This window comes from Sorangium sp. So ce590, assembly GCF_051521365.1.
GTDB lineage: Bacteria > Myxococcota_A > Polyangia > Polyangiales > Polyangiaceae > Sorangium.
The window spans coordinates 4,089,422-4,102,221 of sequence record NZ_CP150346.1 but is presented as its reverse complement, the minus strand read 5'-3'; the positions used below and the strand labels follow the sequence as shown (position 1 = coordinate 4,102,221).

Sequence of the window (12,800 nt, the reverse complement as noted above, 5' to 3'; positions counted from 1 at the left end):
GATCGCCTTCTACGCCGATGAGATGGACGTCGACCTCAACCCGCGGCTCGGGCTCGACTGGATGCGGCGCGGCCGGCAGAAACATGTGCTCACGCCCGGCAAAGACCAGAAGCGTTACATCGATGGCGCGCTGACGATCGGCTCCGGCGACCTACTCCGTATCTTTCCCCGTCAACAGATATTCGAGCCGATCACACTCCGCCGCCACCTGCCGCACGTACGTCGCGAACTCCTCCCCCGACAGCCCCGCCTTCGGTACCCACGACTCGCCCACGAGCCGCCCTCGGTCGTCGAGCCGGAACCCCACGAGCTGCGTCGACCGATTCCTGCGCCATGCCCTCAGGGCGATTTTCTCCTGCCGCTGGACCTCGGCCCGCTGGGCGACCACGCCCACGACCCGAAAAGCGTCCCCCTCGTCGGCTACGCGCACCCGCTGGTGCCGCTCGTCGGCGAACCGTACCTCGATCTCGTCACCGTCGATCGCGAAGCCCGCGCCCTTGCACAAGCGTGTCCACTCACGCGCCATCGGTCGACTCCTTCTCCAGGTCGCTCCGGAACGTTGCCAGCGGCTCGTCATGCCCCGGAAGGTGATGCTGCTCCAACCGATCGGCCTGCGCGGCGACCCGGCCGATGAGCGCCGCGATGCGCTCAGCGTCGTGCTCCTCGGCCGCGAGAAGCACGTCCTCCTCGACGGTCAGATCGTACGACCCCTCCTCCTTGTCGATCACCCCGAGCCGGACGGGCAGCGCCGATACCTCTTCGGCGATCGCGTCCTGCCCCTCGTCGGGCGATACGCGGCCCACAGGACTGATGCACCGGACCAGCGGTCGTTCGCCGAACGATTGCAGATAGAGCGCGAACGGCTGCTGGCGGCGCTCGAGCTGCACGGTGCCGAGGAGCGCCCCCGGCGGCGCCGCCTCCTCCAAAGCGACGCGCAGCGCTCCGAGAGGTCGGCTGCGCAGCCGATCGAAGCGCGCGAGCGCCGCCTGCGTGGCCGCTGACTCTACCGCCAGCCCTCGCCGCCCGCCCGACAGCGCGCTCCGCGGCACGGGGAACGCGCTCCGCAGCCTCGCGCGGATCGGCTCCACGTAGCGTCGGCCCCCGACGATCTCCTTCGAGACATCGAGCTTTCGCTGCTCCGCCTCGCCCTGTCCCAGCCCCTCGTGCATCAGGCGCAAAAATACGTTCATCCGCTCGAGGACGCGCTGGACCTGGAGCACCTCTACCGTGTCTTCCAGGTGCGGGTAGTACACCTGCAGCATGTCCTCGCCGCCGAGCTCCCCCGCAAGCCCGGACAGGCGGCGATCCGTCTGCGAGAGGACGCGATCGATCCGGCCGATGCGCTGCTCCATCGCCGATGGGGTCCATGAGATCCCGTAGTGATGCACCGCCGAACAGAACGTATGCAGATCCTCACCCTCCTGGAGCAGATCGGTGGTCACGAGCACCAACGGATACCCGGGCATGCGGAACTGTTTGACCAGGGTGCCGTTGACCTGCCCCGACATGCCGCCCACGGGCTGCTGCCGTCGAAGCAGGTCTGCAAAGACGCGCGCCGTCTCGGAGGGTGGGCGCGTCCGCGCGTCCGGCGCGTTGACATCCAGGATGAGCTCGAAGTGGTCCGCGACCGCGGCGAGCTCGTCGAAAGCCCCCCACGACCGCGTCGTGAGCGGCGCCGCCATCTGCCCCTCCAGCAGATCGAGGTACTCGTCGATGCGCGCCTTGTCGACCACAGTCGCGTCGTCCTCGGCGACCTCGTGCGCGCGCAGGTCGAGGCTGCGAATGCGGCCGATCGTCATCACATAGAGGTCGATGAGGGCGTGACCGAGTCGGGCCGTCGTGGTGAGGAGCTGAGCGCGTTGCTCCCGCTCCCGAAACACGCCGCGGAAGTCCCGGGCACGCGGCTCCGGCCAGAGCCGGGCACGCAGACGAGGCCGCTCGCGGAGCTCGGTCCAGAAGGTGGGGAGCTCAAGCCAGTCGCCTATCTCCGGAGGCTCTTTCGTATAGGGCTTCTTAGCCGCTGCCTCGTAGCGATCGTGCCAGATGACCCGCGCGTCTTCGCAGAGCGGCCCCTCCCGATCCTTGAGCAGCTCGATCGACGCAGCCTGCACCGCCATGAAGCGGTCGCCGCGGGCGTGCTTCTTCGCCTTGCTGCTCAGGAAGCGCGCCGACCGCCGTCGCAGCTCGGCGCGCAGCGCTTCGACCGGCATACCGAGCGCCTCGGCCAAGGCAGTTGTAACTCCCTGGGGGCGAGCGCCGAGCAGCGCCATGACGTGGTTGTCCTCGAAGAACGTCGCGTAGGTCGCCCCGCGCTGCACGAAGCGCTGCTGGACGTTGGCGCCGCTGATCACCCCCTTCGGCCCTTCGCCCCGGAAGAACCACGCAAAGAACGTGTCGGTCCCGCCCCGATCCTCGTCGTCGCCCGTCGCGCCGGGCCGTCCTGGTACGCCGCCTCCGGGTGTGGATGCGTCAGAACCAAGATCACGGGCCTGCGCCTTCTCTGCCCGGTACTGCGCGTACATCTGATCGAGCTTCGGTCGAACCTCCGCCGGTAGCCGGCTGCGCAGCGTCTCGATGAGCCACATGTCGTAGCGATCATCGAGCTTCCGCTTCAGCTCCTTCACGGAGGCGACCCGCCGGACGAAGACCAGCGCCTTCCGCCCCCCGGTCCAGGCGCCGGCCAGGCTCTCCACAACCGCGTCCATCTTCGGGTGCGGCAGCTCCTGCCCGTCGAAGCGCTTGCGGTAGTCGCGCGCGAGCCCGTTCACCGAGCCGACGTCGATGCCCTCCCGCTCCTGCTGCTCTTCGGTCTGATCCGGATCGTCGAAGTTGCTCGCCTCCTCGTCGTCGCGCTTCACGCCCGCCGTCTGCAGGAAGCTCTCGAAGGACGCGAGCATGCCGATCTGGAACGACGCGTTGAATCGCTCGTCGCCGAGCACCTCGCTCACCTTCTTCTGCACCAGCGCCACGACGAGACGTTGGCGGTCGTCCTCGACCCGGATGGGCTGGTCGTGCTGCGCCACGCCGCCGCGCCGCCACTCTCGCCGGTAGAGGTTCTTCGTGTGCTCTGCGCCGTTCACCTGGATGCTGGTGACGCGGCGCACGAGGATCTCCGCGGCGAGCTTCTTCTTCTCGTCCTCGCTCACCTCCGGATCCCGCAACCCCTCGAAGCCCTTGGCGTGCCCGAAGAGGTCGAGCTGGTTCCAGAGATGGGTGTACGTCTCTTCGATGGGTGTCGCCGAGAGGAACAACACCCGTTTTGCCCGGCAGCCGTATCCGGGGAAGAGGCGCCTTCGGCCACCCGTCTTCTCCGACGGGTGGCCGAAGGCGAGGCCGAGGACGCGGTTGCGGGCAGCGGCCTGCTCGCGGAAGCCGTGCTTGAGGTTGTGGGCCTCATCGACGATCACCAGGTCGAAGACCGGCAACGCGCAGCACACGGCGCGGGCAAAGTTGTCCTTGAATGCCTCTTTTTTCACCCGCAGGTCAAAGACCTCGGGGTGGACCCAGGGCAGGTGCTTTCGGAACGAATCGCTTGTGCGCCGCCAGCTTTCCGTGTCGCCGGAGAGGGGGAGGCTGAAGCTGCTGAAGCGCCCGAAGAAGTCACGGTCGTCGTCGAGCCCGGTCTCGCGCACCAGCTCGAGCAGGTTGCTGCAGGAGACGAGGGCGCGGGCCGGGCGCCCGTCGAGCGCCTTCACCCGCATGTCCGCGAAGCGGACGTTGTGGCGAACGAAGTTACTGAGCTCCTTCATCCATTTCTGCTGGATGTTCTCGCGCGGCGAAAGCACGAGCACACGGAAGGTGGGCTCGAAGTGGCGGAACAGGGCGAGCACCCCGAGCGCCACGTAGGTCTTGCCCATCCCGACCTCGTCGGCCAGGTACGCCACGCCGCGGCGACAGAGGATGTCATGCAGCGCCACGGCCCCCTCGAGCTGCTCCTGCGCGCGCTGCCCCCCGCCGATGCGGGCCCCGAAATCCAGAAGCTCAGCCGCCGTACGGAGGTCGATCATGTCCCCGCCTCGTGCGCTTTCTGGCGACGCAGGAACCGTTCGTCGAACCACGCGAGGAACGGACCCATCTCGTCAGGCGCCTTTGCAATCAGCGCCTCGCGGATGGGACGGGCCCCCTCGAACAACCGCTCCAGCGCCTTGCCGTCGACCTCGTGCTCACGCCAGAAGTCGGGCCATCTCCCCCGCACCCCGGCGCAAAGCTGCCTGGCGCAGAGCACCATGACGTACCGGTCGACGGCATCGGCGTGCCCCTTCCCTTCGAGGACACGCACCAGCAGGCTCCCGAGCGAGTCGTACTTCTTGCCAAAGAGACGGTAGATCGCCTCGCGCTCGTTGCCTCTCTCGAGCGCCTCGTGCACCGCCCGCTCCAGGCAGCCGAAGGCGTGAAAGATGCCGGCGAAGCGGTCGAACAGGGTGTCGGCGTCGGCGACCAGACGGGCGGCCGCCATGAGGTCGGCGCCCTGACCCAGGAGCGCGAGCTCGGGGGCCCGCGCTTCCAGGAAGGCGGCCCGCTGCTCCACGGTGAGGAGCGACCAGTAGCGGAGGATGTCGGCTGCCGAGAGCTCCGTGAGCAGCGAGGGCTTGTGCGACATGCCCTCCTCCTGGACCAGGAGCACACCCGGCGTCACGGCCTCGCCGTGCACGGTCAGGAACGAGGCGCTCTTCAGCAGCACCGCGAGGCGACGCGCGTCGTCCTCGGACAGCGAGCTCCACGCGCGGCCGGGCAGCGCGGTGAGGCGGAAGAGCTCCTCGCCCTGCGCCTCGACGCGCAGCCCCGGGGAGGGCTTCAGGTCATCCCAGTACACCTCGGCGGCGCCGGTGTCCCAGCGGTAGCGGATGCGCAGCCGCGTTCCGCCCGACGCCGCCGTGCCCTCGTCTTCGCCCGCGAACTGGAAGTGGACGGGGCGGCGCTCCTCGGCGTCGAGCCAGAAGTCTGGACGCCGCGGCGGGACCACCTCGACCAGGAAGCCGGTCTCCACGTTACCACCGGCCCCGTGGGCCGCGTTCGTCAGGTTGGCCGAGCCCACGAAGAGGATCTCCCGCTTCGGTTGCTGCGAGAAGAAGCGGTACACCTTGGCGTGGACCAGGCGGCTGTCCGCGTTCTTGATCTCGCCGCCGCGGAGCAGCTCTTTGGGCAGCCCTGCCCAGGTCACGCCCGGCAGGGCGCTCACCGACTCGTAGAGTTCCTGCCGGCAGAGCGCTTCGCCCCGGCGACCGCGCGGCAGATAGACGCGCACCGCGCGCGGTGAGAAGCGAGCGAGGAGATCCTCGAGAGGCTTCGCCTCGGCGGCATCGTCGAAGTACGGAGAGATCACCTCCAGGCACATGCCCCGGAGCGCGTTGCCCGTCACCTCGGCGAGGAAGTCTGGGACGGGCTGCTTCCCGTCGTAGAAGTGTGTGTGGAGCACCCCCTCCTCGGAGCGGACCGCGCGCTGCTCCGTGCGCCGCAGGAAGGCCCTTATCTCCCGGAGCGCGACGTGCTCCTCCTGGGCTGGCACCTTCCGCTCCAGCCAACCGAGGAACCCGACGAGATCGTCGCGAAGCCGCGTCTTGCCCCCTTCGGGGATCTCTTCGAGATGGCACACCTCGACGTTCTCCCACCAGCCGGCGCGGGTCAGGTTGGCCGAGAGGCTCGCCACCAGCAGCGCCCGCGGCCGTTGCCCCTCCGCGTTCTGCTCCTTCTCCTCGACGAGCACGAAGACGTTCTTCGGGTGGAAGATCCCCGTCCGGTGCTGCACCGGGATCCGGCGCACATCGAGCTTTGCCCCGCCGGCGTCGCTCTGCTGCAGGCCGTTGGCGTCGTAGTACACCGCGATGTGCCCGGGCAGGCTGCGGAGCGCGTCCTCGAGCTGCACCAGGCGAACAGCCGTCGCGTGGCTCACCGGAATGTCGAGAAAGACGGGGAGCACCTCCTGTTCGAAGAAGCCCGGGTCGAAACGGAACGTGAGGAAGACGGCGCTCACGAGGCGCCGCCCGTTCATCCGGTCGCCGAAGTGGCGTGAGAGCACGGCGCGCGGGATCTCCGGCACGATCACCCCTCCTTGAGGGCGAGCGTCACCGCCCGCAGCGAATCGAGGAAGTAGGGGAAGCGCCAGAGATGGGGCAGCTCCTCGCGCGGCGGCAGGTTCCCGCCCTCGTCACGGAAGCGCACCACGAGCCGGCCGCCCTGCTCCTCGATCCACGGAATGGCCCCGGCGCGCGACTTCATCACATAGCGGTTCTGCTCGAGCAGGAGCTGGACCGCCGACGCATAATCGCCGGCGCCGAGCCGCTCCCCGAACCGCACCCAGCGCTCTCCCGCTGCAGGCTCACCGGAGGCGACGCCGATCTCGGCCTCCAGCGCCTGCACGCCTTTCACGTCGATCGTCCTGACGCGGGGACCCCAGCGCTCGCGCAACGCCGCGACCACCTCGACGGTCGTGGCCTCGCCTCGAGCCAGCAGGAACGAGAAGAGCAGCGAGGCGGGCGCCATCAAGGACTCCGCGTGACGGATCCGATCGAGCTTTTGCGCGAGCACGCTCGCCTCGCCCCCGCGGGTCCGCGCGGTCTTGACGAGCTGCGCGACCGCGGGCGGGCTCCAGGCAAAACCGGACCCGGCGAAAGGCGGATCGAGGAGCAGGCCCGCGAGCTCGCGCTGGAGCCCGCCGGTGCGATCCTCGGGGCCACCATAGACCAGGCTGTCGCAGTAGAACGCGCGCTCCTTCGCGAGGATACGGCGCTTGAGGATCCGGGCCACCCCGTCGACCAGGCCCGCGTCCTTCCCGCGCAGGTCGAGGCGCGTCGCTGGATTGCGGAGGATGTTGACGAGCGCGCGGCCCTCCCGGCCCGCGCCTTCCGCGAGCACGGGGAGGTACGTCCGCTCGACGAAGTCCCGCGCTGCGGGCGTGAGCCGTGGAGGATCCGACTCGACCAGGCCCGAGGACCGCGCGGGGACGGTGTAGAGACCCCAGAGGCCGTAGGTCTTCTGGTCGCTGAGGATCTGGCAGGACCGGTCGGCCGATAGGGTGATCTTCGGACCTTCGTTCAGGCTCCGGGCGACGCGCTCGACGCCGCGGAAGGAGAAGTCCTCGTTGACCGCGGCGCGGGCATAGGCGGCGAGCTGCTCCCACTTGAGGAAGGTGGCGAGCTCCGTGCCGCTGGCGCCGGCTTCGGCGACGCGCTCGACGAACCAGTAGCCGAGGATCAGCGTCGTGAAGTCGCGGACCGAGCTGCTCACGGTCGTGAGGTTGTGAATGACGTGACGGCCGAGGCGGGTCCAGATGGCCTGGATACCGAGCGGGTCGCGAGAGCCCTTGACAACGGCGCGCTCGTCGAGATCGGTGAGGAAAGGTGCCATGGTCCTCATCAGGGGAAGCGCACGGAAGCTCGGCGTGGGTCGGCGCGGAGCCGATGGAACGATCGTTTGGAGGCTGCGCGTCGTCGCGCGGCCGCGACCGGAGGACGAGGGTACCGTCGCCGTCACCAAGATTACCAGGGCTGGCGCGGCCCCCGGTCGCGTTTTCCAGAAAGCCTCGAAACGACGATCGCCTGGACGCCCTTCACCTCGTCCACCCGAGCGGCTAGTGTTGCGCCCCTTCGCCGCCATCCGCGGGCCAGCCGGCCGTGATGGTGGCACCACGCAGGGGAGCGCACGATGAGCAGCCCGACGCAAGCCACCACGACGCAGCCTGACGTACCCGACCGCGCCCGGTACTACACGGCCGCGCTCCGGGCGCTCCGCTTCGTCGAACGGCGCGCGCCCACCACCCGCCGCTTCGGCAGCGAGGCCGACGCGCAATGGGGCGCCTTCCGTGGCAATCTCACCACCGCGGATCGACTCGACCTCCTGCTGCGCGACGCCGACGCGCACTGGCCCGCCGCGTTCGGCGCTCGCAACGTGTTCGCGCTCCGAGCGGCCGCCGAGGACGAGGCGTTCGGCGCCGGGTGGAGTCCGCTCGATCCCCTCGACGCCGAGGAGCTCTGGCGCAAGGTCCTCGCCGAAGCGCCGCCCGAGGGGGTCCGGGAGACCGTTCTCGCCGCCGCATCGTCGTGGGATCTAGAGTTCGACCCGCCCGAGCTCGGCACGATCGCGCCCACCGACAAGCTGCTCGTCGTGGGGCCGAGCGCGGTCGCCGCCGTCGTCACCGCGTTCGCGGCCGACAAAGACCTCGGTTGGGCCGACCAGGTCGTCTGCGTCGCCACGCCGCCCGCCCACCGGCAGCTCGCCGCCCTCGGGGCCGCCCTGCTCAACGACACAAAGAATCCCACCGCCCTCGCCTCGCCCGCCGGCAAGACCACGATCAGCGCGGGCCGCCGCCTCGTCCTCTCGAGCGACGCCGCGCCCGAGGACGCCACCTGGGCGCGCGCCGCCGCCGCGCCCTGACGGAGATCGACATGCTCGCAACCTCGCGAATCGAGCTGGTGGGAGAGTCGCCCCACGCCCACGAGGTGGAGGCGATCCAGTTCGCGATAGGCGAGCTGCCGAGCTCCGATCCGTACCGCATCTGGGGCCTTGTCGAGCTCCTCGAGCCGACCACCGGGCGCCTTTACGAGATTGACCTCCTCGTGCTCGGGTACTCCGCGCTCTACCTCGTCGAGATCAAGAGCGGTCCCGGCAAATACGAGGGCGACGTCGTCGACTGGTATCGCACCCCGCCGGACGGGCTCCGACGCTGGATGGAGCCACCGCTCCGCCTCGCGAACCTCAAAGCGAAGATCCTCAAGAGCCGCCTGCGCTCGAAGATGAAGAATCCGGACCGGGCTCCCCGGGTCGAGCCGCTGATCTTCCTCAGCAGCCCCGAGGCCGAGGTGCGCCTCGGGAGCGACGGCCGCCTCGCCGTCGTCGGTCGCAAAGAGCTCCTCGCCGCGCTCACCCGGCACGAATTTCCCGGTGCCCCGCCGGGCTGGCGCGCCGAACGCATCGACCAGCCGCTCGCCGCGGACATCGCCCAGGCGCTCGCCGCGATCGGCATCCGCAAGCGCAAGGGCAAGCTCTACGCGGGCGCGTACGAGCTCGGTCCGCTGCTCGACGACGGGATCTTCCAGGCAGGCGGCGCCGACGACGACGCCTCGGCTCCCTCGGGGTACCAGGACCGCCTCGCCACCCACCGCGACACCCCGGGCTTGAGCCGCCGGGCGCGCGTCTACCTCGTCCCGCAGCAGACCACCGTCGCACGCCGCCAGTCGCTTCGACGCGCGGCCGACCGCGAGTCCCAGCTCCTCTACGGCGTCCGCGAGCACCCGAACGTGCTCACCTTCGTCGACTACATCACCGACGCACCGCTCGGCCCCACGGTCCTCTTCGACGCGTTCGAGGGCGGTGTCCCGCTCGACGCGTTCCTCCGCCAGAACGCCGATCTCCCGTTCCCCGAGCGGGTCGCCCTGGTCGAGCAGATCGCCCGCGCGCTCGCCTACTGCCACAAGAAGGACGTCCGCCACGGCGCGCTCGGCCCGCACGCGGTGCTCGTGCGCCGCGACTCGGCAGGCCTCCTGCAAACGTGCCTCTTCAACTTTCAGCTCGGGGCCGGCCAGCAGGTCCGCAGCACCGTCCACTGGTCGGCGCTCACCTCGACGCCCTGGGCGGTCTATCAGGCGCCCGAGCTGCGCGAAGAAGCCGGGGGGCCGACGCCCGTATCCGACGTCTTCAGCCTCGGCGCGCTCGCGTACTTCATCTTCACGGGGCGGCCTCCGGCCGCGAGCGTCGTCGATCTCGACGCTCGCCTCGCCCGCGAGCACCACCTCGATCCGCGCACCGTCGACGACGACGTCGACACAAGGAACCTGGCCGAGGTGATCATCGCCGCGACAAAGCGCTCGGTCCCCTTGCGCTACGACGACGCCGGCGAGTGGATCGAGCTGCTCCTCGCGGAGATCACCCCCCGGGCGCCCGTGCCCGAGGCGATCGAGCTCGACCCGCTCGAGGCCCGCGCGCGGGACGTCCTCGCCGGCGGCCTCGTCGTCGAGGCCGTGCTCGGCTATGGCGCGAGCTCCCGCGCGCTCCAGGTCCTCCGCGCGTCGGACAGCCGGATCTATGCGCTCAAGGTCAGCCTCGCGCCCGAGCACGACGAGCGCCTCGTCGAGGAGGCCAAGATACTCCGCGAGCTCGAGCACCCGCGCATCGTCCGCGTCGTCGAGCAGCGCTCGATCGCCGATCGCGCCTGCCTGCTCCTCTCGTTCGCGGGCGAGCAGACGCTCCAGCGCTTCCTTGCGCTCGAAGGCACCGTGTCGCTCGATTACGCCAGCCGCTTTGGCGAAGACCTGCTCTCGGCGCTCGAAGAGCTCGAGGACAAGAAGATCATCCACCGCGACATCAAGCCTGCCAACGTCGGCGTCGGCGGCCCCGGCAAAGCCGCGGTGCACCTCACCCTCTTCGACTTCTCGCTCGGCCTCGCGCCGCTCACCGAGCTCGGCGTGGGCACCGCGGCCTACCGCGACCCGTTCCTGCGCCAGCGCGGCGCCTGGGATCCGGCCGCCGATCGCTGGAGCGCAGCGGTCACCCTCCACGAGATGCTCACCGGCGTGCGGCCGACCGTGACCGAGGGCGCGTCGCCCGACGGCGCGGCCGTCCCCAGGACCACGCTGGCCGCGGAGCGGTTCGATCCGGCCGTCCGCGACCGACTCGTGGTCTTCTTCGAGAAGGCGCTCACCCCTGACGCCGAGCTGCGCTTCTCCTCCGCGCGCGAGATGCGGCGCGCCTGGGTGGCGATGGCGGGGTTCGACGCGCCCGCGGCCACGGCCGTCGCGCCGGTCGCCGGCCCCTCGGCCGCCGCCGCCGGCGCGGCGCGGAGTCCCACCGCCGAGCAGGCCACCGCGGCCCCGGAGCCGGCAGAGCTCACGCCCGAGCAGCTCGCCGCGATCCGCCCCGAGACCCCGGCGGAAGCCCTCCCGCTCTCCGCCCGCGCGCGCAACGCGCTCGATCGGGCCGGGGTCCTGTCCGCCCGCGATCTGCTGGAGCTCCCCGACAACCGGATCTCGTCGGTGCGCGGCGTCGGCCGCCGCGTCGCGGTGGAGATCCTCGGCCTGCGCAACCGCTTGAAGGCGCTCGAGGCGCTCGCGTCCGTGGCGCCGACGCCGTTCTTCGCCGCCGGTTACCGCGGCGAAGACGTCCACCTCGCGACGACGAAGCTCGCGCCGGCGCTGGTGGCCGCGCTCGGCGACGCGGGGCTCCACGGCCTCCTCGCCGTCGCCGCGGCGCCGGCCGCGCAGGTCAACGCCGTCGTCCGGCGGGCCGGGTTCGAGACGGCGGAGCTCACCCAGCTCATCGAGCGGGAGAGCCGGGCCGCCGGCGATCGCACCCGCCCGCCGACGCTCGAGGCGTGGATCGCCGCCCTCCTGCCCGCCGCGAAGAAGCGGACGGCGTACCTGACGTCGCTCTACGGCCTCGCCGAGCCGTTCACGTCGCGCCTCGACGTCACGGTGCGCGAGGTCTCGGCCCACCACAAGGTCACGACCGCGAACATCTACCTCGCGCTCGGGGCGGCGCGCGCGGCCTGGGCGAAGCACGGCGCCTTGGGCGAGCTGCGCGATCTCGGCCACGCCCTCCTCGACGAGGCCGGCGGCGCCCTCCCGATCGCGCGCGCGGCCGAGGCGATCCTCGCGCGCCTGCCCCACGATCGCGCGGTCGCAGAGCCTCTTTCCCGTGCCCGCGCGGCGGCGCTCTTCCGGATCATCGATGAGGTCGAGCACGGGCATCCCGGCCGCCTGCAGGTGATGCGCCTTTCGGGTGGCTCGATCTGGGCGCTCGCCGACGAGGCGCTCAAGACCGTGCTGGAGGCGCTGGGTCGCGTCGCCGACGAGCTGGCGGGCCGGACGATCCTCGCCTCGCCGGGCGAGGCGGCGCGCTGCTTTGCCGAGGTGGTTCGCGACACCCCGCTCGCGGCGCTGGCCGGAGAGCGGCTCGCCGAGGTCGCTGCGGCGGCCAGCCGGCACGCGGCGCGCTCGACCCGCCTCGAGATCTACCCGCGGGATCTGCCGCCGGAGCGCGCCCTGGCCCTGAGCGCGGCGGTGCTGGTGAGCGGGCTGCCGCCGGAGGAGATCCAGAAGCGGGTCAGCGCGCGCTACCCAGACGCCGCGGCGTTGCCGGAGAGGCCGGAGCTCGACGCGCTGCTGAAGGCGCACGACCTGGTCTGGAACGGGGCGGCGGGCTGCTACCTCCGGGCGGGCGAGGGCCAGCGCACCGGCCATGCGACGACGGGCGCGGCGCTGCCGCGGCTCCCGACGGCGCCGACGGGGCGGCCGCTCGCGATGGATGCGGAGGCGATCCACGCCCGCGCGTTCGACGAGAAGATCGCCCACGCGCTCGACCGCCGGCTGTTCCGGGTGCTGGGCGTGCTCGCGGACTCGGCGAGCCAGGCGGCGCTGATGCTGGCGCGCCGCGCGGGGACGGAGCCGACGTCGTTCGACACCGAGCTCATCGGGGCGATGAACCGGCAGATGGAGAAGCTCGGGGTGAACCCGGCGGTGGTCCACGACGCCGATCGCCAGGGGCCGGCGGGGGCGACGTGGCCGAACCTGATCCACCTCGCCGAGCTGGCCGCAGCCGAGGTGGCCGATCGGCTGTTGCCGCCGCGGAAGCCGCTGGTGCTTGTGTCGCCGGGGCTGCTCGCGCGCTACCGGCTCACGGGCTTCCTGAGCCGGCTGATCGAGGCGTCGAAGGAGCGCGACGCGGCGGCGATCTTCCTGCTCGTGCCGGCGCATGACGCGGGCGGACTGCCGCTGATCAACCAGGAGCTCCCGATCCGCGGGATTTTGCCTTCGGACGGCCTGTGGGTCTCGCCCTACTGGCTCACCAACAAGCACAACGCCGCCGCCTGA

Annotated in this window: 6 protein-coding genes; 2 read left to right on the top strand and 4 right to left on the bottom strand. The window is 70.9% G+C overall.

Annotated elements, in window-relative coordinates:
- Window positions 1–151 precede the first annotated feature (151 nt).
- The 4 genes from WMF28_RS15445 to WMF28_RS15430 are packed head-to-tail and all read right to left on the bottom strand — an operon-like array spanning window position 152 to window position 7,344.
- Window positions 152–526, bottom strand: coding sequence for a YbjN domain-containing protein (locus tag WMF28_RS15445; RefSeq protein ID WP_437602999.1), 375 nt, complete (start codon window positions 524–526; stop codon window positions 152–154).
- A complete protein-coding gene (locus WMF28_RS15440; protein WP_437602998.1) occupies window positions 516–4,007 on the bottom strand; it encodes a helicase-related protein in 3,492 nt (1,163 codons plus the stop codon). Before WMF28_RS15440 ends, WMF28_RS15445 begins: the two co-directional genes overlap by 11 nt.
- A complete protein-coding gene (locus WMF28_RS15435; protein WP_437602997.1) occupies window positions 4,004–6,037 on the bottom strand; it encodes a hypothetical protein in 2,034 nt (677 codons plus the stop codon). Before WMF28_RS15435 ends, WMF28_RS15440 begins: the two co-directional genes overlap by 4 nt.
- Window positions 6,038–6,039: 2 nt before the next feature.
- Complete coding sequence (locus WMF28_RS15430) at window positions 6,040–7,344, bottom strand: hypothetical protein (RefSeq protein WP_437602996.1); 1,305 nt, start codon at window positions 7,342–7,344, stop codon at window positions 6,040–6,042.
- Between the two features lie 297 nt (window positions 7,345–7,641).
- Here WMF28_RS15430 and WMF28_RS15425 point away from each other — a divergent pair, with 297 nt between their 5' ends.
- Complete coding sequence (locus WMF28_RS15425; protein WP_437602995.1) at window positions 7,642–8,370, top strand: hypothetical protein; 729 nt, start codon at window positions 7,642–7,644, stop codon at window positions 8,368–8,370.
- Window positions 8,371–8,381: 11 nt separating this feature from the next.
- The gene (locus WMF28_RS15420) at window positions 8,382–12,800 is read left to right on the top strand and encodes a protein kinase domain-containing protein (RefSeq protein ID WP_437602994.1); all 4,419 of its coding nucleotides are present in this window, start codon (window positions 8,382–8,384) and stop codon (window positions 12,798–12,800) included.